Annotated in this window: 22 protein-coding genes and 1 other RNA gene; 4 read left to right on the forward strand and 19 right to left on the reverse strand. The window is 46.1% G+C overall.

The genetic code is table 11. From position 1 onward, the window contains the following. The first annotated feature begins 48 nt into the window (after positions 1-48). Positions 49-747: a YhcN/YlaJ family sporulation lipoprotein gene (locus IFU39_RS18800; protein ID WP_192134193.1), complete on the forward strand. Its 699-nt coding sequence runs from the start codon at positions 49-51 to the stop codon at positions 745-747. A gap of 7 nt (positions 748-754) precedes the next feature. Here IFU39_RS18800 and IFU39_RS18805 read toward each other — a convergent pair whose 3' ends face one another. The 6 genes from IFU39_RS18805 to IFU39_RS18830 form a co-directional block, all read right to left on the reverse strand. Further along, entirely contained in the window at positions 755-1,207 is a 453-nt protein-coding gene (locus tag IFU39_RS18805; RefSeq protein ID WP_105599717.1) for a pyridoxamine 5'-phosphate oxidase family protein, read from the reverse strand. A 98-nt stretch (positions 1,208-1,305) separates the two neighbouring features. Next, complete coding sequence (locus tag IFU39_RS18810; protein WP_105599718.1) at positions 1,306-2,367, reverse strand: LCP family protein; 1,062 nt, start codon at positions 2,365-2,367, stop codon at positions 1,306-1,308. A gap of 90 nt (positions 2,368-2,457) precedes the next feature. Beyond that, complete coding sequence (locus tag IFU39_RS18815) at positions 2,458-2,754, reverse strand: YlaH-like family protein (RefSeq protein ID WP_053781242.1); 297 nt, start codon at positions 2,752-2,754, stop codon at positions 2,458-2,460. Between the two features lie 305 nt (positions 2,755-3,059). Beyond that, on the reverse strand, positions 3,060-4,904 hold the full coding sequence (typA, locus tag IFU39_RS18820; RefSeq protein ID WP_036614992.1) for a translational GTPase TypA: 1,845 nt from the start codon (positions 4,902-4,904) through the stop codon (positions 3,060-3,062). 177 nt (positions 4,905-5,081) lie between these two features. Continuing rightward, positions 5,082-5,576 carry a hypothetical protein gene (locus IFU39_RS18825; protein ID WP_091014032.1) on the reverse strand — a complete coding sequence of 165 codons (495 nt, stop codon included), beginning with the start codon at positions 5,574-5,576 and terminating at the stop codon, positions 5,082-5,084. Between the two features lie 291 nt (positions 5,577-5,867). After that, on the reverse strand, positions 5,868-6,527 hold the full coding sequence (locus IFU39_RS18830) for a TerC family protein (protein ID WP_091014030.1): 660 nt from the start codon (positions 6,525-6,527) through the stop codon (positions 5,868-5,870). An 87-nt stretch (positions 6,528-6,614) separates the two neighbouring features. On the opposite strand from IFU39_RS18830, the gene IFU39_RS18835 reads away from it, so the two are divergent. Next, a complete protein-coding gene (locus IFU39_RS18835; protein ID WP_047843768.1) occupies positions 6,615-7,325 on the forward strand; it encodes a TerC family protein in 711 nt (236 codons plus the stop codon). 124 nt (positions 7,326-7,449) lie between these two features. Here IFU39_RS18835 and thiI read toward each other — a convergent pair whose 3' ends face one another. The 6 genes from thiI to IFU39_RS18865 form a co-directional block, all read right to left on the reverse strand. Continuing rightward, positions 7,450-8,691, reverse strand: a complete 1,242-nt coding sequence (gene thiI, locus IFU39_RS18840) for a tRNA uracil 4-sulfurtransferase ThiI (RefSeq protein WP_105600016.1) — start codon at positions 8,689-8,691, stop codon at positions 7,450-7,452. A 5-nt stretch (positions 8,692-8,696) separates the two neighbouring features. Further along, entirely contained in the window at positions 8,697-9,845 is a 1,149-nt protein-coding gene (locus tag IFU39_RS18845; RefSeq protein ID WP_105599720.1) for a cysteine desulfurase family protein, read from the reverse strand. A gap of 172 nt (positions 9,846-10,017) precedes the next feature. Further along, a complete protein-coding gene (locus tag IFU39_RS18850) occupies positions 10,018-10,770 on the reverse strand; it encodes a lytic transglycosylase domain-containing protein (RefSeq protein ID WP_192134195.1) in 753 nt (250 codons plus the stop codon). 190 nt (positions 10,771-10,960) lie between these two features. Beyond that, positions 10,961-11,374 (reverse strand): hypothetical protein, encoded by a 414-nt coding sequence (locus IFU39_RS18855; protein ID WP_192134197.1) that lies wholly within the window; start codon positions 11,372-11,374, stop codon positions 10,961-10,963. A 35-nt stretch (positions 11,375-11,409) separates the two neighbouring features. Further along, positions 11,410-11,628 (reverse strand): DUF1540 domain-containing protein, encoded by a 219-nt coding sequence (locus tag IFU39_RS18860; RefSeq protein ID WP_074095869.1) that lies wholly within the window; start codon positions 11,626-11,628, stop codon positions 11,410-11,412. A gap of 164 nt (positions 11,629-11,792) precedes the next feature. Beyond that, on the reverse strand, positions 11,793-12,299 hold the full coding sequence (locus IFU39_RS18865) for a YpuI family protein (RefSeq protein WP_091014020.1): 507 nt from the start codon (positions 12,297-12,299) through the stop codon (positions 11,793-11,795). 283 nt (positions 12,300-12,582) lie between these two features. Between IFU39_RS18865 and IFU39_RS18870 the strand changes: the two genes are divergently transcribed. Further along, positions 12,583-14,457, forward strand: a complete 1,875-nt coding sequence (locus IFU39_RS18870) for a S8 family peptidase (protein ID WP_105599723.1) — start codon at positions 12,583-12,585, stop codon at positions 14,455-14,457. 101 nt (positions 14,458-14,558) lie between these two features. Here IFU39_RS18870 and IFU39_RS18875 read toward each other — a convergent pair whose 3' ends face one another. Then, a complete protein-coding gene (locus IFU39_RS18875; protein ID WP_076211601.1) occupies positions 14,559-14,816 on the reverse strand; it encodes a hypothetical protein in 258 nt (85 codons plus the stop codon). A gap of 86 nt (positions 14,817-14,902) precedes the next feature. Further along, the gene (pdxR, locus tag IFU39_RS18880; protein ID WP_192134199.1) at positions 14,903-16,423 is read right to left on the reverse strand and encodes a MocR-like pyridoxine biosynthesis transcription factor PdxR; all 1,521 of its coding nucleotides are present in this window, start codon (positions 16,421-16,423) and stop codon (positions 14,903-14,905) included. A gap of 107 nt (positions 16,424-16,530) precedes the next feature. Between pdxR and IFU39_RS18885 the strand changes: the two genes are divergently transcribed. Further along, positions 16,531-17,760, forward strand: a complete 1,230-nt coding sequence (locus tag IFU39_RS18885; RefSeq protein ID WP_091014010.1) for an aminotransferase-like domain-containing protein — start codon at positions 16,531-16,533, stop codon at positions 17,758-17,760. Between the two features lie 251 nt (positions 17,761-18,011). On the opposite strand, the gene rnpB is transcribed toward IFU39_RS18885, so the two are convergent. The 5 genes from rnpB to dnaG form a co-directional block, all read right to left on the reverse strand. Then, an RNA gene (gene rnpB / locus IFU39_RS18890) (RNase P RNA component class A) lies at positions 18,012-18,421 on the reverse strand. Positions 18,422-18,503: 82 nt separating this feature from the next. Continuing rightward, positions 18,504-19,619 (reverse strand): Nif3-like dinuclear metal center hexameric protein, encoded by a 1,116-nt coding sequence (locus IFU39_RS18895; RefSeq protein WP_192134202.1) that lies wholly within the window; start codon positions 19,617-19,619, stop codon positions 18,504-18,506. After that, a complete protein-coding gene (locus tag IFU39_RS18900) occupies positions 19,595-20,353 on the reverse strand; it encodes a tRNA (adenine(22)-N(1))-methyltransferase (protein ID WP_192134204.1) in 759 nt (252 codons plus the stop codon). The genes IFU39_RS18895 and IFU39_RS18900 overlap by 25 nt, the downstream gene beginning before the upstream one ends. Before the next feature lie 184 nt (positions 20,354-20,537). Then, positions 20,538-21,677, reverse strand: coding sequence for an RNA polymerase sigma factor RpoD (gene rpoD, locus IFU39_RS18905; protein WP_017687256.1), 1,140 nt, complete (start codon positions 21,675-21,677; stop codon positions 20,538-20,540). A 43-nt stretch (positions 21,678-21,720) separates the two neighbouring features. Beyond that, on the reverse strand, positions 21,721-23,541 hold the full coding sequence (gene dnaG, locus IFU39_RS18910) for a DNA primase (protein ID WP_091014001.1): 1,821 nt from the start codon (positions 23,539-23,541) through the stop codon (positions 21,721-21,723). Position 23,542: the final 1 nt, after the last annotated feature.

Consider the following 23,542-nt stretch of genomic DNA (forward strand, 5'->3'; position numbering starts at 1 on the left):
AAATAATTGTCAACCATTCTGAAAAACTCCAAGAAAGGATGAACATTTATGAAAATATGGGTTTGCACGCTGCTTCTGATCTTTATACTTACAGGTTGCAACAGTTCCACACGCAGCGCTTCTCAGGAACCGCATACGTCACATCCAAGAAGCTACGGAGGAAATGTAACAACTCAGCAAGAACAAGGGAAAGGATCTCACATGCTCAATGCACAGGAAGATCGGATGAATCCTTCACGTTTGGATCGTCTCAATGAGAATACAGGTGAAGTCCATGATACCAACATTGCTGATGATGCACAGAGTGGCCGGATGCCAAATGAAAAACGAATCAATCACCTTAAAGCCCTTGCCAAGCAAGTAGAAGGTGTTGAAGATGCGAACTGCGTCATACTCGGTAATACAGCCGTAGTTGGCATCGATGTTGATGGTGAACTGGAACGTGCTCGGGTGGGTACCATTAAGTACGCTGTTGCCGAAGCACTTCGCAAAGACCCCGAAGGTATAGATTCCATCGTTACTGCTGATGCAGATGTCACTGAACGAATTAAAGAGATCGGTGAACATATTCGTCAAGGGCACCCAATTTCGGGTTTTGCTTCAGAACTCGCTGACATGGTGGGACGAATTATCCCTCAACTCCCGAAAGACGTCAAAGTCCGTCAAAATCCGGATGAACACGTGAGTCAAAAACAACAAATGCAGCAGCTGCATTCATCAGACAAAAGACAACAAAAAGCCCAGTGATCTCTCACTAGGCTTTTTTCATGGCAGCAAAAACCTGCTCATCTAATTTCTCAGCAGCACGCTGATCATATATTTTGACATATTGAGGCACAGAGGACAATTGAGCGCCGTAAAACAGAGCATTCCTCACCGCTTCAATGGTAATGTCGAAACAGCACATATTAAATGGAACATCCAGTAGAGGATCTTGTCGTACCGCAGCACGTCCGTTCACTGCGTACACCGTCTCTTCTCCAAAGACAGTAACCGTAATGAGCGGATTAGTAATCATGTTATTCACTAAACGTGAACGATGATCGATCGCTACACGAAAAGTAGAAGCATTCTCCGCATAAATCCAGGAGATGGCTGTTGAAGTCGGACCTCCGGATTCTCCATCCACTGTGCTCAAAAGCACAAAGGTCTCATTCTTGAATTGCTGTAAAAGAGATTCAGTTAATTGTGTGACGGCTTCGGACATTCAACCAGCCCCCTAACCTTCTTTATGCAATTCTTGTACTTGGTTTATGTTATTATAGCATACCGATTAACGTGCTTCCAATCCTAAAAGATTGAAGGTTATTCGCCTGAAGGTGAAGCCGTTACTTTACCTGAAAGTGTATCTTGTAAAGCCTGCTTGGCATTGGCGAGTTCCGTTTCATTAATATACACATATGGACTTCTCCACTCTCCAGTAACCGGAGTATAATGCACATCCGAAGTGGAAATGTTCCAATACGTCGAGATAAAGTTTTTCATTTGTTCCGATTCCACATCTGTCGTCATATTCTTGTCAACTGCACCAATCACTTTGCTGATCTTTGTAATGCCCCCAAGAGATTTCATCTGATCCAGCATGGAGTTCAGCACTTGGTTTTGACGTTTGTTACGATCAAAGTCGTTGGATTCATCAGTCTTCGGATTACAATTGGATTTGCGGTAACGAACAAAATCTAGTGCTGCTTTACCATCGAGATGTTGTGCCCCTGCGACCAGATTGATATCTGTACCATCGGCTGTATCTCTATAACACATATTTTTATCCACAGTCACATCCACGCCACCCACGGCATTAACAGCATCACGGAATGCCTGGAAATTCAGGACGGTTGTATAATTAATATCTACATCCAAATACTTGCCCATCATTTCTTTCATCTGATCCTCTGCATTTTTGCCAGTGGTTTTTTCCTGTGCTTTGAATTTCGGATAATAAGAATTCAGCTTGTTGGATTTGTACCCATCCAATTGAATACGCGTGTCTCGCGGCAAAGATACAATGGTTGCCGTCTTGGTCTCCGGATTCAACGAAGCCACCATAACGACATCCGAGAGATATGTGCCCGTTTCAGGACGGTTATCTGTGCCTAATAACAGCATCGTGATCGGTTTGGTTGTGGCTGACATCCCGGGAGGTACCGGTTTATCGATGCCTGTATCCACGACTTGATTGTATACCCAGTACGTATATCCACCGCCTACCACAATGGCAATAACCAATAGACTTAAAAGGATTCTGCCAAAAGCATTCATTCTCTTTTTCTTCTTAGGCTGCTTGCCCTTGCCATTCTTCGATCCAGAAGCACCGGATTGCGTTGGTGCCTGTCTCCGTGGAGGCAGTCCGTTCGAATTTGAGTTCATATCTTCAACACCTTTATCACATCTGTTTTTGTCTAAATAAAAGACAACCGCTTTCCCTAAGGAAAACGGATGGTCTGTACAAGACAGGATTTATGAGTTTCGAGCGGCAGCTTCCGCTTTTTTCTTTTGACGGCCTTCGATAAAATAACGCACTCTCACTAACAACATCAAACCAACCGCGACCAACAAACATTGAATGATGGGCAGCTTGTCGATCTGAAAAACAAGAAGCATGAATGTGCCCATCGCCATCAAAATATAGAGAACGATTTCCTTACCAAGTGGCAATTTCTGACGTACCCGAAACACCTTGTTATATACGTAAGTAATCAATACAAAGATGACGATGTAGGCTACGATCGGGTTTGACGCGAACCATGCTTGCATGCACAGCCAGCTCCTTTCGTGTTCATGCTAGGATATAAGTTAACTGGTTGATGGAGCACACCAACAACATTAATTACAAAGCTCTGCATGTGAGACCGTTTCGAATTCGGATCGTTCTTTTGGTCGCTGTTATCCCCAGATTTTTTTGATCCATTTTTCAATGGTAAAATCCGGGGATAAAGGCGAACGCTTCGCTCCTACAGAATCGATTCCGTATCCTCCACTACTTTAGTGGATTGTAACCAACGCCGATGGTGCATATGTGTTCCATCAAACGTTAACTTATAACTTTTATTTTGTTGTTATTAAGCTTTAGAAGCCATTTTGCGTTGTTTCTCTGCACGTTCGCGCTCGGATTTGTTCAAGATTTTCTTACGAAGACGAATAGATTTTGGTGTAATCTCACAATATTCATCTTCATTCAGATATTCAAGCGCCTGTTCCAACGAGAAGATAATCGGAGTTTTAATTTTAACCGTATCATCTTTACCGGAAGAACGAACGTTAGTCAGTTGTTTTTCTTTGCAGATGTTAACAACGATATCATTGTCACGTGTATGTTCACCAACAATCATACCTTCGTAGATTTCAGTACCCGGCTCCAAGAAGAGCGTACCGCGATCCTCAACGCCCATCATACCATAGAACGTAGATGTACCCGTTTCAGTTGAGATCAACACGCCTTGGTGACGTCCACCCACTTGACCGGATACTACTGGAGCGTAGCTGTCAAATGCATGGTTCATTACACCGTAACCACGAGTCAATGTCAGGAAGTTGGTGCTATATCCGATCAAACCACGTGCTGGAATCAGGAACTCCAGACGAACTTGACCACTACCTGTGTTAACCATGTTAACCATCTCTGCTTTGCGTGCGCCCAGGCTCTCCATTACGGAACCCATGCTCTCTTCAGGGATATCAATCAACAAGCGCTCAACAGGTTCCATTTTCTTACCGTCAACTTCTCTTACGATAACTTCTGGTTTGGATACTTGAAGCTCATATCCTTCACGACGCATATTTTCAATCAGGATACCCAAGTGAAGCTCACCACGTCCAGAAACGATAAATGCATCTGGGCTATCCGTTTCGTCAACACGAAGGGAAACGTCTGTTTCCAATTCTTTTAACAAACGCTCACGAAGTTTACGGGAAGTTACCCATTTACCTTCACGACCTGCGAATGGACTGTTGTTCACGAGGAACGTCATTTGTAGTGTTGGCTCATCAATTTTCAGAACTGGCAAAGCTTCCGGGTTGTTAGGGTCGGCAATGGTTTCACCAATGTTGATGTCCTTGATCCCTGCAATGGCAACGATGTCGCCTGCTCCTGCTTCTTCCGTCTCAATACGTTTGAGACCTTGGAAACCAAACAGTTTCTCGATACGTGCAGTTTTGCTCTTACCATCACGCATAATAACCGTTACCGATTGTCCTTGACGGATCACACCGCGGTTAACACGACCAATGGCAATACGGCCAAGGTATTCATTGTAGTCCATCAAAGTAACGAGGAATTGAAGTGGTTCTTCAACATTTTCGGTAGGGTGTGGGATATGACTAACGATGGTATTGTAGATCGCCATCATGTTGTCATCTTGTTTGGCAGGATCATTATCCATGCTGGATGTTCCGTTCAATGCGGAAGCATATACAACAGGGAATTCGAGTTGTTGATCGTTGGCACCCAGTTCAATGAACAGGTCCAATACTTCATCAATAACCTCAGTCGGACGAGCCGCTGGACGGTCAATTTTGTTTACAACAACGATTGGTGTCAGGTTATGCTCAAGTGCTTTACGAAGTACAAACTTCGTTTGTGGCATACAGCCTTCATAAGCATCAACAACGAGCAATACACCGTCAACCATTTTCATGATACGTTCCACTTCACCACCGAAGTCAGCGTGTCCTGGTGTATCCACAATATTAATCAGGTAATCTTTATAAGTTATAGCCGTGTTTTTGGCCAAAATCGTAATACCGCGTTCACGCTCCAAATCGTTGGAGTCCATTACGCGCTCCTGTACCGTTTCGTGATCTCGGTAAGTACCGGATTGCTGGAGCAACTTGTCAACGAGTGTTGTTTTTCCGTGGTCGACGTGGGCAATAATCGCAATATTGCGAATGTGTTCTCTTGAATGCATGTTTTGTATCCATATCCTTTCCAATTTCAAATCATATCTACTTAAACTTCCCGCAATTTCGCAGGTTACTCACAAAATAAGCGTCGGTGATATCCCGACGCATGTCTATATCCCTTATATTATAGTTTATTATAGGTAAAAATCAAGATATTTCGCACGAAAAGACCACTGGGAATGTTACCAGCCTCTCCCTTGACGTCCTCGTCCAAGTAATAACCAGACTCCACCCAAGATCAAAAGGACAGCAAGTACATAGATTATTCCCGTTTGCAGCAGGGTAAATCCGAATAATATGATGGACACCGCACCAAAGATCAAAGCTGCAGGTAACACATATTCCGGTCTTCGTCGTTCAGCCATTCCATATTCGAGTAACCCTATGGCGATCCCAAGCAAGAATGCTGGCCACAGCCTGCTCATAAGTCCAGCACCCCATGTATTCGTTATACTGAATAAAACACCATACACCGTTAGTATGCCGGCAGGAACGAGTGACCACGATGGTGAAATACGCGCATAATATAACGCATGAAGGGCGATGCCTGGCAGCAGGATCAGCAAAGGCCAGAAATTACGACCAATAAATCCAAACACGCCAAACTTGCCAAGCAGAATAATAATTCCCGCAGCTACAATAAATAGTCCAATCGCTTTTTCATTTCTCATCCTCAATCACCTCTTATACTATGGCTATGTACTTTATTTCTTCATAAACGATACGCATTCCATGCTGACTGTTGTTTTTCAAACCTGTAATCATGCTTCTAGTGTATCCGATGTTTCGGCAAAAAACTATACTCTATGTCGCACTTTGCGTGCGTCCTTTATCTGTATTACCCTAAAATGTGCAACTTATGAACAGCCCAATGATTGTTGTATTGACAAGCGTATCCTCTCACCACAAAACCGCCTAAACCGGACGGTTCAGACGGTCATATGTTCAAGCTTTTATCCAAAATTAAACTATGCGTTCTTCCGCACAAATTTATGTGCGCCTCCAATCGCAACCACAAGACAAGCCATGGCTACGGGTAACAGCGTATGCACCTCTGATGCCATACCTCCCAGCCATTCTCCTAACTTGGGGTCTTTCATCACCATCTCACCTGCTGTGAAAGCCAGAATGCCTGATCCAACGAATACAAGAATCGGAAATCGCTTCAACAAACCAACAATTAACCCGCTCCCCCATACAACAATGGGGATACTGATTGCAATCCCGATGACGATCAAAGCCAAATCTCCATCTGCCAAAGCCGCTATGGCCAAAACATTATCCAGACTCATTACAAAATCCGCGATCAGAATGGTTTGAATAGCTTTCCAAGTCGTAGAAGCTTCTCGAATATGTACCTCATCATCATTTTGAAGCAGCAGCTTTACTGCAATCCAGAGTAGCAACAGACCACCTGCCGCTTGGATAAAGGGAATTCCCAGCAATAATACCGCTACAAAGGTTAACACACAACGCAGCAGTACGGCACCAAAAGCTCCCCACCATACCGCTTTTTTGCGTTGTATTGGTGGCAGATCCTTGCTTGCAAGCGCAATAACAACCGCATTATCTCCACTTAATACCAGATTGATCATTAAAATTTCAGTTAACAGCCATAGTGTATCCATGTCCTCATCCCCCCACATTAACTTGTATGTCAGAGTTGTCCATGCTATTCTTAATGATTGAACCGTATATAAGGAGTGACATATATCATGGAGCTATTTAGTCCCACATTCTGGCTGGCTTTGCTGAACGTTGTCTTTATTGATCTAATTCTGGCTGGGGATAATGCCATCGTCATTGGTCTCGCAGCTCGAAATTTGCACCCTTCCGTGCAGAAAAAGGCGATTCTATATGGAACTGGCGGCGCACTTTTAATTCGAATTTTAGCAACAGTTGTTGTTTTATGGTTGCTTAAAGTTCCGTGGCTCTTGCTTGTGGGAGGCATACTTCTGATCTGGATTGCCTATAAATTATTGGCGGATCAGGGAGATGAACACAATGATGTCCAAGCAGGAACTTCCTTGTGGACCGCTATTCGTACCATTGTGATCGCGGATGCAGCCATGGGACTCGATAACGTGATTGCAGTTGCTGGAGCAGCGCAACAGCATCTCGTGCTTGTCATCCTTGGACTCCTGATTAGTGTACCTATTATCGTCTGGGGCAGTACCCTGTTTATCAAGCTAATTAATCACTTTCCTTGGATTATCTATGTCGGAGCCATCGTTCTCGGGTATACGGCTTCCAATATGATCACTGAGGAACAGCGACTCTTGCCTTACTTCACTGAACATCCGGCATTGCGCATTCTATTTATCGTTGTGGTTATTGCAGGTGTAGTCTTTGCAGGTTATCGCAAACGCTCCAGCAGTTCCAGCCACAAGGGATCTGGCGGGGAACAGCAGCGCTCCTATTCGTAGGCTAATTTAAACTAAAAATTTCATCTGAATACAGCAAAGGACTGAACGATATTTCATCGAACAGTCCTTTTTTTTGCAGTTAACATAGCCCTTATTATGTCAGCCATGCTAATTTTTATTGAGTTTAGAACCAATCATCCTTCATGCCATTGTCTTCTGTCTGATTCGTTACCACAGAAGTTTCACCGGCATGCAGTGTGATCGTTTCAGTTTGTTCCACCGCCTGATCCACCCATTCTGACAGATGGCTCATTGTTGATTCTATTTTATCCACAATTCGAAGATTCGGATTGGTTGAAGGTGACTTTGGCACAAAGAGAGTACAGCAATCCTCATATGGCAAAATAGATATGTCATACGTTCCGATCTGTTTGGACAGGGTAATGATCTCCTGTTTATCCATCATAACCAGTGGTCGCAACAATGGCAGATCTGTCGCACGACCAATGACATTCATACTCGGAAGAGTCTGACTCGCTACTTGGCCCAAGCTATCCCCGGTGATTAGTGCGAGTGCCCGCTCACGCTCGGCAAGTTTGGATGCAATTCGCAGCATTGAACGTCGCATCAGCGTAATAATCAGATTATCCTGACCTAGCTGGGTAAATGCCGTTTGGATCTCCGTAAATGGAACCAGATGCAGCTTGATTGTTCCCGCATGATCAGCAAGGGCACGTGCCAAATCAATGACTTTCTCTTTGGCGCGCTCGCTTGTGAACGGGTAACTGTAAAAATGTACACATTCCACTTCAAGTCCACGGCGCATGGAAGACCAGGCTGCCACCGGGCTGTCTATTCCACCTGATAACAGTACCATTGCTTTGCCATTCGTACCCAGTGGAAAGCCACCTACTGCCGGAATGGTTTCGTTGAAAATATAGGTACCCTGATCCCGAATCTCCACTCGCAGTTCAATATCAGGTTGACGAACATCAACACTTAATTGCTGAAACTTCCGAAGGATCGGGGAACCGACCAAATGGTTCATTTCATGGGAAGAGTTCGGGAATTCCTTCCATACCCGCCTTACATTTACCTTAAATGTGGTGCCTTCTTTGAAGTCGTCTTCCCTTTCGTCCATAAACGCAACTGCAGTTTTCACAATCTCATCTAGCTCGGATGGAGTAACTTTAACCGGACTAATCGACATCACACCAAATACCCGCTTCAGCACCTTAATCAGTTCAGTATGTGATTCACCGCCAAGATCCACATAAACACGGCCATATTCTTTGCGAAGGCTCGCTCCTGGATAAGGTTTAAGCAAAGCTTTCACCTGTGTAATGATCGTTTTTTCAAATCGGGCACGATTTTTCCCTTTTAACATAAACTCTCCGAAACGGAGAAGCAGCATATCATAGTTCATATCCATTACATCCGCCTTTCGAGGGGCCGCAACTGCGCCACCATCTGATGTAAAGCCTGTTCAAGCAAGGCTACATCTTCTTCTGTATGTTCATCTCCAAGACTAATACGCAATCCGCCACCAGCACAAGCTGCATCTCTGCCCATCGCAAGTAGAGCCCGACTCGGTTCAGCCGAACGCGAAGAACAGGCAGATTGGGTCGATATGGTTACGCCAAGTTGCTCCAAGGTGTGCAGCGCCACTTCTGCCTTCATCCCGGGATAGGAGAAGTGCACAATATGAGGTGCACCCTCTGTGCGACTGTTCAATTCAAATTCAGGAATAACACGTATCGTTTCCATCAATCGATCACGGAGCACCGTTGTACGTCGGGCAAAATCAACCTGATCTTCTGCTGCCATTCGCATGGCCTTGGCCATGCCTACCAGCAAGGCCACGTTTTCTGTGCCTGCTCTTAGGCCTTGTTCCTGTGATCCTCCTGACAATAGTGGCGTAAGCTCCACTCCACTTCGCACATACAGGAGACCTGCTCCCTTCGGTCCACGAATCTTGTGAGCAGACAAACTGTACAGATCTGCACCCCAAGCAGCAGGTGTCGCCTCCATTTTCCCAAAACCCTGAACACCATCTACATGGAAAAGCACGCGTGGTGCTTTCTTTTTGAGCTGTTTGCCGATCTCTGCAATCGGATGGATGGCTCCTGTTTCATTGTTTACATGCATCAGACTCACAAGCACCGTGTCGGGCCTGATCGCGTCTACAACCTTCTGAGCGTTCACTACTCCATCGGAATTCACAGGAACTAATGTCACTTCCCATCCCCACTGCTGCAATTGCATAAAACTTTCGTACACCGAGGCATGCTCGGTAGCCGTAGTGATGATGTGTCTGCCTCGTGACTGATAACGTAATGCCGCACCTTTTATCGCGAGATTATTACTCTCGGTCGCACCAGAAGTAAATACAATCTCTTCAGGCTTAACGCCGATTGCAGCAGCACAGCCGGATCGAGCACGACGCAGCAACTGATCGGCACGCTCTCCATAGCCATGGATGGAGGATGGATTACCGAATTGTGTCTCCATAATTTCGGCCATCGTACGAATTACATCCGGATGGGGAGGTGTGGTTGCAGCATAATCAAAATATTTCAAATGAGGTTAGACCTCCCTTATCTCTTCGTTCATGAACCTACAGTGAGCATTGTAACACGATACCCGTACAACACAAAAAGACCAACCGGGAACAGGCGTTTTAAGCGCTTCTGCTCCCACATTTGATCTTGTCCTGCCTATCAATGTTATCGCGAAATGTCTTTCTGTGAGTTTAGATCACATATTTCGACTGTGCCTTCTCCACCTTGGAGATATAATTCTGAGTTTCGGAAGGCAAACGGTTAAGTACACTCATCAGTTCGCTATCACTCGACACGCCTAGACGTGAAACACGGCCCGGTCCTGCATTATACGCGGCAAGTGCCATCTTCACTTCTCCACCGAAACGCTGGAGCTGAAGGGAAAGATACTTCGTACCCGCATCAATGTTCTGGGCAGGGTCAAATGAATTACTCACACCCAGCCCTGCAGCCGTGCCATCCATTAATTGCATCAGCCCCTTGGCACCGGCGGAGGACACGACATTTGGGTTAAAATTGGACTCTGTGTCAATGACGGCCTTGATCAATGATTCAGGAACACCGTACTTCGCACTTGCCTCGGCAATTAAAGATTCATAATCCGTAGGTACAGATGCACCGGAATTCACGATTCCTGTATTGGATGAAGATAATAAAGACTCAACGATGTTATTGGAGACAGAGGACGATCCTGCCGTATTTATATCTGGATTGTACGTGCTTCCGAGTTGCAGCCACAACAGACCATCACTGGATCTTTTGGAGACCGTCGCGGTGGAATCTGTATTGCTCGTCGTATTGGCACCCGTACCTAACAGCCCGTCCATCACATTGGCGAAATCCACTGTTGAACCAGCATCCGATTGTGATCCAGTGGTTTGGTTATTCAAATTGGACAATTGCAGTTCCAACAACTGCCGCGATCCGTTTGGATCAATCTGCATGAGTTATACCCACTCCCGTATAATTAAGCGTATTATGACCTTATTCTACATCGTTTTACAGCAAGGTTCCATTGTTTTCATAAAAATAGTTAAACCTCTCCACATAACCTGCGCATATACGAAAAAAACCTTCTGTAATTCACCGCAAATGGGTGAGAACAGAAGGCTTTTGAATGAATCATTTTACACGTTAGCGAGCGAATGGAATCATGAAAAAATAACTCAGCGTAGCTACAACACCCAGTCCAATGGACCAGGCTCCCGCTGTCTTACGACCATTCACATAGGCATAGTAACCCAGTACGGCTGCGGCCGGTCCAAGTACGATTGACCACATGAACAAAGACGCGATCCCGAAGGCAAGTCCCATGTAACCCGCAACCTTACCTGTTGATTCCATGACACGGTCTGCCTCATGCTTCTCAGGTACAGGCTCTGCCCGTTCGGTACCTCCAGTTCTTACGACAGTCGGAGGAGCAACCTCTGCCCCGTATTCTTCGCGATGTACTTTTCTTGGATAATCGACACGCATACGCTGTTTTTCACCTTCAACCTTGGTTTCAGGGCGATCTTGAAAATTAAACTTATTATCGTCATTTTTCATTGGGAAGCACCTCCGTTATGAATAGGGATGACTGCTCACTTGGGTTTAAACGTGTGACAGCATGTTGCAGAGGATGTGCGTGCGTGATCATGGTGATCGGAGTCAAATGTCTCACCGGCAAATTCCTCATGCAGACGACGGGTGGCATGTTGGTCAATGTCAATCATGATGGCATCAGCGTGGCAGAAGTTGTTCTCTCCCCAAAAGTTGCAGTTGGAGACGCTGCATTTGACAATTGGCTTGTCTTGGCTCATTTTTATCACCTCGACTACTATTGTCTCCTCGCCACAAATCTGATATTCCCCGTCAAAATGCCAGATGATGACATGATTACACCTCGTCTGATTCTCACTAAAAACACAAAAAAACCGCCACAAGGGCGGTTTCGTCCAATTTCATATTCAGGTTTAAGCGTTAATTAGGCGTGATTCCGTTGATTTTGCATACGGCGCTGAGTCAGGTAATCACTTTCATAATATGCCAGATCATCGCGCAATTCTTCGTACGTTTTGGAAACCTCCAGAATAACATCCCGTACTGCACGGATTGGCTTATCACGGAAACGAATGGCATCTTGTCCTGTGTAAGCGTATCTTCCGTCTTCGGAATAACATTCATTTTTGGGATAGAAAAAGCTGTTTACGCATTGGTGATACGTATTATAAAGAGCCTTTTCGGCAAAATCGACATCAAAGTTGGCACGACGCAGCACAACGCCAAGTTTTTCGTAAGAAACTTCAGAAAAAACGAGTAAATGACGGAGATCTGAAAGAAATCCTTTGTAGAAGACTGTTGATTCTTCCGTCTGATTCTGATCCAGTTCAGGCAAAGCATTCTCATTCAAAAATTTTTCAATCCGATCGATAGCCGGTTTTAACTTTTCCCTAGTTGACTCACATGTTTTCTGTACATTGGCTGCTGACATAAAGGTAGCTCCCCCTTAAATAAGTCCTTACATATAGGTCGGCCAACGGTGGTTTTCCCCTGACCTTTCAATTCTCAGCTATAATCCTACCATAAAAAGTTGACGAGCGGTATACCTTAATCATGCTTTCCGTTTCTGCCATTGAACATGCCTATTATACGCAGTCAGACTCGAACTCGTTTGCATAAAACGTTCCGCTTTTTCTAACGATAGATATAACCAGTGACAACGATGAAGCACGGTTAACGATTGTTCAAAATGAACGAAGGAGGTTCCATCCATCATGTCCAGACCGAAATGGATTAACTGGGCCCTTGCAGCTGGTGCGGGAGCACTCGCCCTGACGCTTTTGCTCCCAACATCCAATCGTCAAGAACCTAAGCCTAGTGCGCTGTCCGACTCTGCTCATGAAGAGCATACAAGTAAGCAACGTCTGAAAGTACAGGATGTCAAAGCAACAGATCTCTTGACCCGCATGGACGCCAAGCAACATCTCAGTATCATGCTGGAGAAAACCGCCACAATGAATGCTGCGCAGGTTAGCCGATATGTGAATGATCTCCAAAGTTCACATGAACATATCAGATCCATTCATCTCATGAATACCAATGGCTCTTTTGACAAGCCCTTTGATCAAGCCACCTCACAAGGAAGCAAGTTGGAACAACAGAAGCTTCAACATTCGCTCAACCTTGCCAAAAAAGCGGTAAAAAAACGTCAAAGTTTTGAGTCCTCTTCTTTTCCTTTGGGAAAAGAAAAATATTTTGTGATGGGACAACCCTCCAAAGATGGCAAAAGAGCTGTAATTGCCTTGTTCAGCCAGAACGTATTAAATGCTGTTGAACAACATCAGCGCAAAAATCTGCGCATGATCCCTTATCCGCGTGAGGGTAAATTCAAAATTGAGTCTGTTCACCCTGATACGCTTAACGAAATTACAGTGAAGACCGGACATGATAATGCAAATGCCAGTCATTTTTACGAAAATGAAATCGTCATCCGTTTTCGCCAAGATCCCGGTGAACGGGATATGCGTATCATTAAATCCGATCTGAGAGCGCAATCTGCGCGCAAGCTGGGATACACGTATGTTTTTCGGTCAGAACACATGAGTTACAAACAATTGCATAGTTATTTCGAAAGCAAGTGGAATCCACTTTATATGGAGCCCCACTATATGTATTTAACCAATGATACTGTAACTGAACAAACCGATGTAACGATACCCAATGACATTTTGTTCTCCGATTATCAGTGGAACCTGCCTGCGATTGAGACAAACAGAGGTTGGAATATTACCAAGGGAAACAAAGATGTCATCGTAGCAGTAGTTGATACGGGGGTTGATATGAATCATCCTGACCTGAAGGGCAAGCTCCTTGAAGGTTATAATGTGGTCGAGCCAGGAAGCAAACCGATGGATGATGTGGGACATGGCACACATGTCGCAGGCATTATCGGCGCTATTGTCAACAATAACGAAGGCGTGGCAGGCATGAGCTGGTATAACAAGGTACTACCGGTTAAAGTACTCGACAACTCAGGTTCTGGTACCACGTATGCCGTTGCTGAAGGCATCATCTGGGCAGCCGATCATGGAGCCAAAGTTATCAACATGAGTCTGGGCAATTATGCTGATGCGCAATTTCTTCATGATGCCATTAAATACGCTTTTGACCGGGATATCGTCCTGATTGCAGCCACGGGGAACGATAATACAGAGCGTCCAGGATACCCTGCTGCTTATCCGGAAGTATTTGCCGTATCTGCTACGGACCCGGATATGAGCAAAGCTTCCTATTCCAACTACGGGGACTATGTGGATGTGATGGCTCCGGGGTCCAGTATCGCCAGTACCTATCCAAACAATCAGTATGCGGCCTTGTCTGGAACGTCCATGGCCAGCCCTCATGTAGCCGCACTTGCAGGTTTGATTCGTTCGTTGAACCCGGACTTGACTAACACGGAAGTGATGGATTTGATGCGCCAAAGTGTTATTGACCTCGGTGATCCGGGTCACGACAAGTATTTCGGCTATGGCCAAATCGATGTCTATAAGGCACTGCAAGCCGCATCAGGCAACAGCGCTCCTTTGCAATTCTGGCCGCAACATGTCAGACAACAAATGGATAATACGATGAAAAAGTATACGCAGTAAGCGTAATGAAGATAATCTGTAAAAAATACAAAAGCAGCTGCGCCCCGGGGCGTACGCTGCTCTTTTGGTTTATATCCAATTCCCCGGGGCACCCGCTGCAATTAGCGCTTGCGAGAAGATGTGCGGGCTTTACTTGATTTTTTCACGGATTTTTTCTTCGGATTATGGCTGGATACATAACAAGGGTCTTCTTCTTTGACAACAACAGGATACATGTGGTGATGAATCGGAACACAGTGATGTTTTTTGATCACTTCAATCGGGTGGATGACAGGCACGATTTGTGGGATGTAATAATCCTCAACAACCTGGATCGGGTCACATACAATCGGGCAAAGCGGTGGACAGTAATGGTTCATTTCAAAACCAACTCCCTTTCTGGTGATACTATAACCTATTGCAACAGATCGAAAGTGGATTGGATGTATGTCCATAGTCCGAAAAATTATATGAGCGGTAGCCTGTCCGCCACTGTCCCACCCTGCCCAGGTGTAACTTCGTCAATGACTTGGCACAGTACACGAAGTCCTTCACACAAAAGCTCAACATTTGTTACGGTGAAGCAAATACGCAGACTTGGTGTATCCATCTCTCCTACATAACAGGCGGAACCCGGGAGGAAAGAGACCCCTGCAGCAAGTGACTGATGATGCAACTCACGCATATCCAAGTTACTCGGAAGTTGGAGCCACAGATTGAGTCCTCCCTCTGGCAATCGCCATTGCATGCCCATAGTAGCATGCTCTTCCAGCACTTCAGATGCTGCGCACAAGCGAGAATACAATTCATCCCTCAATCGGGATACATAGACACCGTACTGATTCTGAATAAAAGATTGCAATGCCTTTTGTGTAAGCAGCGGACTCCCCAAATCCGCCGTAGATTTCGCAGCCACAAGCCGGGTCAATACACTTCCGTCTGCAATGGCGCAGGCTATACGGCAACCAGGAGACAGCACCTTGCTGAAGCTTTTGATATATACGACATGACCTGTCCCATCCATCGATTTAATGGATGCCGGAGGAGGGTCCCGAAAATAAAGATCTGCAAACGGATCATCCTCCAGAATGAGGCAGTGGTAGCTTTGCGCGAGATTCAAAAGCTGTGCTCGCCTTCTTGCACTCATCGTGATACCTGTTGGATTGTGATAGGTCGGGATCGTATAGATCAGCTTGGGCGGATAGGTATCACATAACCGGGTCAACAGATCAATACGCATGCCTTCGTCATCCATCGGGACCGTAATGATCTTCGCGCCTCTACTCGTAAATACATCAATAGCTCCGGTATAGCTTGGTGCCTCCATGTATACAACATCCCCAGGTCCGACAAAAGTCCGTGCCACAAGATCGATCCCCTGCTGAGCACCACTTGTAATTAACATGCGTTCAGGTGCAGCCTGTAGTCCACGCTCGGCAAAATGTTCGGCCAAGATCTGTCTAAGCTCACGATCCCCCTGAAAAGATCCGTAAGCTGCCATACGCTCTGTATGATCAGAGGAGAGTCGGTAGGCGCTGTCGATAATCTCTCGTGTAGGCAACAGTTCAGGCTGAATCGCTGACATATGAAGTTCATACCGCACTTGAGGTGACGTATCAAAATGTCTCCAGAGCTGCGCTCGAGGTAAATAATCCACCAGTGCCATCTGCCAATTCCATGACGTACCGGATTCACTGTTGGCATTGTTTCGCTGGGTTCGGTCCACATCCTCCATCTGATCCACGTTCAATGTACCTCTCACATAACAACCTTTCCCCTGGGAGCAGGTGATCAATTGAATCGCTTCAAGTTCAGCATACGCTTTGGATACAGTGACCAGGCTGACACCCAAATCCGCGGTCATTTTACGAACAGATGGAAGTCGGGTTCCGGGTTCAATGAGTCCTGATCGGATGCGATCGGCAATCGTTAGCGCAATCTGCACGTACAATTTGGTACTGCTTCCCCGCTTTAATTCAATATGCATATGTGCTCCCCCAACTGTTATGATCTTCATTTTACTGTTATAGTGTAGTCCGTCTATTATAGTTTATAATATCAGTATAACAGTGAATAACAGGAGATGAGAATAACATGAGTATCCCTTGGTCCAAAATGGCACAAAACACCCCGTCCTCTGTCGTTCGCGACATGCTCCAGGCCGCTCAGGCACCTGGAATGATCTCACTAGCCGGTGGATTACCAGCCCAGACTTCATTCCCGCTGGAAGCCATCCGCGTTGCATATGAAAAAGTATTTATGAGCGGAGCAGCCGCTCTTCAATATGCGGAGACTGAGGGTTACCGTCCTCTTCGCGCCAAAATCGCTGAACGTCTTGAATCCAAGGGCATTCCCGCTTCACCCGATCACATGCTTCTCACTACGGGTTCACAGCAATCCATTGACTTGGTTTGCCGCATCCTTCTCGACCCGGGTGACCGCGTATTGGTTGAATCACCAACCTACCTCGCTGCTCTGCAAGTCATTCATTCCTATCAGGCTGAATCTCACGGCGTAGCTTGTGATGATCACGGCATGTTGCCTGAATCTCTGGAGGAACAGCTCCAGTTGCATCGTCCAAAACTTGTCTATATTAATCCCACGTTCTCCAATCCTACGGGAAAAGTATGGTCGCGAGAAAGAAGACAGCAGGCTGTGGATCTGTGCCGCAAGTACGGCGTACTTATTCTGGAAGATGATCCCTATGGTGAAATTCGGTTTAATCCGGAGCAATTGGATGTCCCTGCTCTCGCAGAACTGGATGCAGTATCCTATGACGGCTCTTCCAATGTTATCTACACCAGTACATTCTCTAAAACGGTAGCACCTGGCCTTCGTACGGGATGGATTCTGGCCGCTCCCGATATTGTCAAAATGGCAGCACGAGCCAAACAAGGTGCCGACTTGCACTCCAGCAGCATTGACCAAAGAGCGCTTCATGCACTACTCGAATCTTTCGATCTGGATGCACATATCCGCCATATTTCAGAGGATTACGAAAAACGCATGAGAACACTGACTACTCTTATGGCAGCCAAAGCATGGGAAGGTATCTCGTGGAATTCACCACAAGGTGGCATGTTCTTGTGGCTGCAATTGCCTGAAGGCATGCTTGCAAGCAATCTGTTCACTTACGGTATCCAGGAGAAAGTGTGCATTGTGCCAGGTGATTCTTTCTATGCAGGTACACCGGAGTTAAACCGCATGCGGATCAACTTTACTCATACGGACCCTGAGCTCCTTCCGGAAGCCGTGGAAAGAATGGATCGCGCCATCCAACGATGGCATGCTTCCTTAACATCGGACAGTGTTGTTACACTGTAATGAACTGTCATAAACGTTTGACTATTCCATTAGCGTATGAAGGTTAATAACTTGATATGAGAAACAAAAATAAGGCGGCAGGCCCGAGAATCTCGGAACTGCCGCCTTATTTTTATAGACCTGTTATCAACAGGAGTTATGTTTTTTTAGATGTTCATGGGTCCTTTCTGATCAGTCAGGTCATCGGATGATTCATACGAGTTGTCCTCGACTGATAGATGGACTACATTGTGTTGTGTTGTTGTTGCAGTTAGGAAAGCTTACCGTAAGCCGGGTTCTGTGCTCTTCGTGGTTCATACGGGAACTACCCTCCCACCAGAAGCGACAATCATCTATCTAGGCCATACATTGCTGCACAGCTCAAGCGACCAACCTAGACACACCTCGGGCTAAGGCTGCCTCCTCCAAAGAGGCGGCTGTGTCCCATTAGGTCTTGCTCCAGATGGGGTTTACCAGGAACGAAGTCACCAGCGTTCCTCGGGGTCTCTTACACCTCGGTTCCATCCTTGCCTGTGCCGGAAAATCCGGCCATCGGCGGTCCATTTCTGTGGCACTATCCTTCAACTCGCGCTGACTGGACGTTATCCAGCATCCTGCCCTGTGGAGCCCGGACTTTCCTCTCGTGGCAACAAAGGCCACCAGCGATTGTCTGTCAAGCTTTCCGAACAACATTACATAGTATACAGGCATTTGAGTTCCCAGACAAGCTTAATATTACTGGGAATCACACAGCAACTGTCTTTTTAGATAAACCGGAATACCTCCGTATTGACCTCTGAAGCTGTAACTTGCGTATCATATCGTTTTTCTTCCAAACGGGAACGAAGCCAATCGGCCGTTTTTGGTTTCATAATCTTCTCTGAATTATGTCCCGGGTCGATGATACACATACCTGCCATTAACGCATCATGAGCCGTGTGATAATCAATATCTCCGGTCACAATAACATCCGCACCTTTGAAGCGGGCAGTGAGCGCATAACGGCTGCCAGATCCGCCAAGAACCGCTGCTTTTTTGATCTGCTTGTTCAGATCTCCTACTACACGGACATGAGGCACATTGAATTGGGTCTTCACGACCTCCACTAGCTCACCTAATGTCTTAGGCTCCCTAAGGGGTCCCAAGCGTCCCAGGCCGAGCGTACGGCCTTTTAAATCCATGGCATAGAGGTCATAGGCCACTTCCTCATACGGATGAGCCTTAAGCATCGCCTGAACGACCTTACTTCTCAGACTTTGGGGTACGATGGTCTCAATACGCATTTCTTCCACACGTTCCATCTGCCCTTGGGTACCGATAAACGGTTGAGCCCCTTCACCAGGTACAAATGTTCCTGTACCTTCCGTGTTAAAGCTGCACTTGTTGTATTGACCGATACTCCCCGCTCCGGCTTCCAGAATGGCCTGAAGAACCTGCTCATGATGGGTACGAGGCACAAAGACAGCCAGCTTGTACAGATGATCTGTGTGTACATCTTCCAGCGATTCTTTACTCTCGATGCCAAGTGCCTCGGCCATCCAGTCATTCATACCACCCTCGGCCACATCCAGGTTTGTATGACTGATATAGACAGCAATATCATGCTTAATCAGCTTTTCATACAATTTACCCATAGGTGTATCTGTACTCAGTGACTTAACCGGACGGAAAATGATCGCGTGATGAGCAATAATCAGGTTGGCTCCGACGCGAATCGCTTCGTCCACCACTTCATCCGTCACATCCAAAGCTACTAACACGTGACTGATTTCTTTTTGCAAACTGCCGAGCTGGAGACCAATGCGGTCATCCGGTACAGCCAGATGTTTGGGAGCGAGTTGCTCCATCAGTTGAATTACAGTTTGACCTTTGGCAAACATGCCAAAACCTCCTTCAAGTTTGCGATAAGACGCTCTACCTCAGCCGCCTTGTCCCGGGAAGAATCCTGATCGGATTTGGAGATGGAGTTAACAACCCCCTGCAGTTTGACGATCTCACTTTCCCATTTGGAAAAAAATACATCCGTCGGTCGATCAACCAAATAAGGTCCCATCCGCAGCAGCAAATCTTCCGTCAATTCTGTCCCGCCTTGAAGCGGACGTGCACGATACACCTCTACATTGGCAATCGGGCTTACAGATTGTGGCATCGCCGTTATAATCTCATAAATCTTGCCATCTTCTTCGAGCAACTGTTCTGCTACAACCACCCAGTGATGCTCCAGTAACCAGCGTCTGAGGATATCCTCACCCACATTTGGTTGCAAAATAAGTAACTGGACTCCTTCCAGTTTGGATATACCTCGGTCCAAAATAGAGGCAATCAAGGCGCCGCCCATGCCTGCGATGGTGATGACATCCACTTCACCCGCAGAGATCACATCAAGACCGTCTCCACGACGCACCGTGATTTTTTCTTTCAAGCCAGCATCGCTGACTTGTTTGCATGCAGCATCATAAGGGCCAGGATTGACTTCACCGGCTACTGCACTTGCAGCTTTCCCACTGCGGATTGCGGCTACTGGCAGCAACGCGTGGTCTGAACCGATATCAGCCATGCGGCTGCCATCGGGAATTTGATCATGTATTTGCTGTAATCGATTCGAAAGTTTCATGAAGCACCTACACCATTCATTTAATTTATTGATTTGCATTGAACAAGGAAAAGCGATAAAATAAAATCCAATAAAACATTTCAAGGATGAATTTCCAAAACCAAGAAATCAAGACGTTTAAATTAAAAATAAAGGAGACCCCGCCGCCGCTAAAGCGTCTTGCGGAAAGTCTCCCATAGTTCGATTATTCGAGGAAATCCTTGAGTCGTTTACTACGACTCGGGTGACGCAACTTACGAAGAGCCTTGGCTTCGATCTGACGAATACGCTCACGCGTAACACCAAATACCTTGCCGACTTCCTCCAGCGTTCTCGTCCGTCCATCGTCCAGACCAAAACGTAGACGAAGCACGTTCTCTTCACGTTCAGTCAATGTATCCAACACATCTTCGAGCTGTTCTTTCAGCAACTCATACGCAGCAGCATCCGCCGGAGCAAGTGCTTCCTGATCCTCAATGAAGTCACCCAGATGGGAATCATCTTCCTCACCAATTGGTGTTTCCAGAGAAACCGGTTCCTGTGCAATCTTCGTAATTTCACGAACTTTCTCTACACTCAGATCCATCTCAGCAGCGATTTCTTCTGGTGTCGGTTCACGACCAAGTTCCTGCAACAGCTGACGGGATACCCGGATCAGCTTATTAATCGTCTCCACCATATGCACAGGGATACGAATTGTGCGCGCCTGGTCAGCAATAGCACGAGTGATCGCTTGGCGAATCCACCATGTTGCATACGTACTGAACTTGTATCCTTTTTTGTGGTCGAACTTCTCAACCGCTTTAATCAGACCCATATTACCTTCCTGAATCAAATCAAGGAACAACATTCCACGTCCAACGTAACGCTTGGCGATACTGACAACGAGCCGTAAGTTAGCTTCAGCCAGACGACGCTTGGCTTCTTCATCCCCGTTCTCAATCCGTTTAGCCAGTTGTACTTCATCATCTGCCGACAACAGTGGCACACGACCAATTTCCTTCAGGTACATACGGACAGGGTCATTGATTTTGATACCTGGCGGCAAGCTCAGATCATCATCAAAGTGGAATTCGTCCTCTCCCTCTCTGGTGTTGTTCTCGGAATCTTCACTAGGACGAAGTGTAACCTCTTCATTGTTTTCATTCACTACATCAATGCCCAGATCGCTCAGTTGCTCATAGAACTCATCCATTTGCTCTGCATCCTGCTCAAAAGGAGAGAGTTTCTCTATAATTTCCTTGTAATTCAGCGAAGCTCTTTTCTTACCTGATTCAATCAATTGATCTTTAACCTGATCCAGTGTCAATTCTGTTTCTAGTTCAGTATGCTGATCATTCGCCATAATTCGACTCCCTCCTCCCTAGAAACATCTAATCATCAGACGTTCACTGTCTCTCTAGGGCAATCATTTCAATTGCAATCTGTGCCGCGCGTACAGAATCACCTGCCCGCTCTGCAGCAATCATTTCTTCTTTTTTCAAATCGTACTCTTTCTTACGCGGATGCTTCAGCACTTCTCTGATGCAATCATCGAGCATTTGAATACTCCATTCACCTGGACCATCCATCATCGAGATTGAACTGACCGTTTTTTCCAGGCGATCGTCATGCAGTGAAGACATAAAACGGCTTGTATCCGACGGTTTGCCTTGCGCATAGTAGGCATATAGATAAGCAGCAATAGCTGCATGATCATCCAAGTTAAAAGCTTCACCAAGATGCTCATTCACGTACTGGGCAGCCTCATCATCCTGCAACATCCAGGCGATCAGTTTGCGTTCAGCTGCGTGGTAAGCCGGCAACAGATTGGGTGTAGGCACCTGCCTATTTTGTTGCCTACCATTATTCCACCTTTTCGGGTTATTATCCCCATACTGGAGGTTATTTTTCATCGCCTCCCGTTCTTCATTACACTCCTGCTTCAATGTTTCGAAGGATACGTCCACTTCTGCAGCCAGTTCACGAAGATACACTTCCCTTTCTGTTGGAGAAGGTAAGGGTGCAATCAACTTTACTGCTTCTTTCGAATAGGCGATTTGTCCGCCACCCTCTAGCAGTATATGGTTTTTTTTTAAGTTTATAAGTTTAAATTTTGTAGTTGTCACGGCACCATCCACAATCTGGTTTCGGAACCGTTCACCACCATGCTTCCGGATAAAATCATCCGGGTCAAGTCCCTCGGGAATGAGAGCCACTTTGACCTGCAATCCAGCTTCCTCAAGAATAGGGAAGTTTTTGAGTGCAGCAGCCTGTCCTGCTCTGTCGCCGTCATAACATATGATGACTTCGTCGCACATCCCTTTGAGCATCAGTGCCTGATTCTCGGTTAGCGCAGTACCCATTGCCGCTACACCATTCTGGATGTCCTGATCCCATGCGGAGATGACATCTCCATATCCCTCGAACAAAATGGCTTGTCTTTGTTTGCGAATTGCATTTTTGGCATGATGCAGATTATAGAGAACACGGCTTTTGTTAAATAACCGGGTTTCCGGTGAATTTAGATACTTCGGTTGCCCATCTCCCAATATGCGTCCTGCAAATGCAATCGGCTTACCGCTCCTACCATTAATCGGGAACATAATCCGGTCTCGGAATCGATCCACATATCCCTGACCTTCATTTCGCGGTGACAGAAGTCCACCCTTTTCCATCTCTTCGAGCGGATAGTTACGTTTCTCAAGAAATTGTACCAGTGTGTCCCAACGATTTGGTGCAAAACCAATCTGGAACTGGTCGATCAACTTGTCGCCAAAACCTCTTGAGCGTAAATACTCCATGGCTGACTTGCCGTGCTCTGTATTTTTCAACAAAAAATGATACAGCTTCGCGGTAAGCTCATAAGCCTCCAACAGACGTTCCGTCTCCGGATTCACATGAGCAGATTCACGCCCTTGCCAGTCCCCCATAGAGATGTGACTTTCTTCCGCCATCGTTTTGACAGCCTCGGGAAAGGATAACCCTTCGATTTCCATCCTGAATTTGATGGCATTTCCACCCGTGCCGCAACCGTAGCAGTAGAAAATTTGTTTCTCAGGTGTAACGGTGAACGAAGGCGTCTTCTCGGAATGAAAAGGACAGAGGCCTTTCATATACTTCCCCTGTTTGGTCAGATGCACAAATCGGCTCACCGTATCGACAATATCATTCTGCTGTAACACCGATTCAATAATACTTTCGGGTATACCGCCTTGTCCGGTACTCATC

The organism is Paenibacillus sp. CFBP 13594 (assembly GCF_014842675.1).
GTDB classification, from domain to species: Bacteria; Bacillota; Bacilli; order Paenibacillales; family Paenibacillaceae; genus Paenibacillus; species Paenibacillus amylolyticus_B.

Coding starts and splice junctions, on each gene's coding strand:
- typA (WP_036614992.1), bottom strand. CDS start 4,904: ATGCATTCAAGAGAACACATTCGCAATATTGCGATTATTGCCCACGTC.
- IFU39_RS18805 (WP_105599717.1), bottom strand. CDS start 1,207: ATGTCCGAAGCCGTCACACAATTAACTGAATCTCTTTTACAGCAATTC.
- IFU39_RS18810 (WP_105599718.1), bottom strand. CDS start 2,367: ATGAACTCAAATTCGAACGGACTGCCTCCACGGAGACAGGCACCAACG.
- IFU39_RS18865 (WP_091014020.1), bottom strand. CDS start 12,299: ATGTCAGCAGCCAATGTACAGAAAACATGTGAGTCAACTAGGGAAAAG.
- IFU39_RS18900 (WP_192134204.1), bottom strand. CDS start 20,353: ATGAAACTTTCGAATCGATTACAGCAAATACATGATCAAATTCCCGAT.
- thiI (WP_105600016.1), bottom strand. CDS start 8,691: ATGAACTATGATATGCTGCTTCTCCGTTTCGGAGAGTTTATGTTAAAA.
- IFU39_RS18850 (WP_192134195.1), bottom strand. CDS start 10,770: ATGCAGATTGATCCAAACGGATCGCGGCAGTTGTTGGAACTGCAATTG.
- rpoD (WP_017687256.1), bottom strand. CDS start 21,677: ATGGCGAATGATCAGCATACTGAACTAGAAACAGAATTGACACTGGAT.
- IFU39_RS18875 (WP_076211601.1), bottom strand. CDS start 14,816: ATGAACCATTACTGTCCACCGCTTTGCCCGATTGTATGTGACCCGATC.
- IFU39_RS18895 (WP_192134202.1), bottom strand. CDS start 19,619: ATGTTTGCCAAAGGTCAAACTGTAATTCAACTGATGGAGCAACTCGCT.
- IFU39_RS18870 (WP_105599723.1), top strand. CDS start 12,583: ATGTCCAGACCGAAATGGATTAACTGGGCCCTTGCAGCTGGTGCGGGA.
- IFU39_RS18815 (WP_053781242.1), bottom strand. CDS start 2,754: ATGCAAGCATGGTTCGCGTCAAACCCGATCGTAGCCTACATCGTCATC.
- dnaG (WP_091014001.1), bottom strand. CDS start 23,541: ATGAGTACCGGACAAGGCGGTATACCCGAAAGTATTATTGAATCGGTG.
- IFU39_RS18830 (WP_091014030.1), bottom strand. CDS start 6,527: ATGGATACACTATGGCTGTTAACTGAAATTTTAATGATCAATCTGGTA.
- IFU39_RS18800 (WP_192134193.1), top strand. CDS start 49: ATGAAAATATGGGTTTGCACGCTGCTTCTGATCTTTATACTTACAGGT.
- IFU39_RS18885 (WP_091014010.1), top strand. CDS start 16,531: ATGAGTATCCCTTGGTCCAAAATGGCACAAAACACCCCGTCCTCTGTC.
- pdxR (WP_192134199.1), bottom strand. CDS start 16,423: ATGCATATTGAATTAAAGCGGGGAAGCAGTACCAAATTGTACGTGCAG.
- IFU39_RS18860 (WP_074095869.1), bottom strand. CDS start 11,628: ATGAGCCAAGACAAGCCAATTGTCAAATGCAGCGTCTCCAACTGCAAC.
- IFU39_RS18835 (WP_047843768.1), top strand. CDS start 6,615: ATGGAGCTATTTAGTCCCACATTCTGGCTGGCTTTGCTGAACGTTGTC.
- IFU39_RS18855 (WP_192134197.1), bottom strand. CDS start 11,374: ATGAAAAATGACGATAATAAGTTTAATTTTCAAGATCGCCCTGAAACC.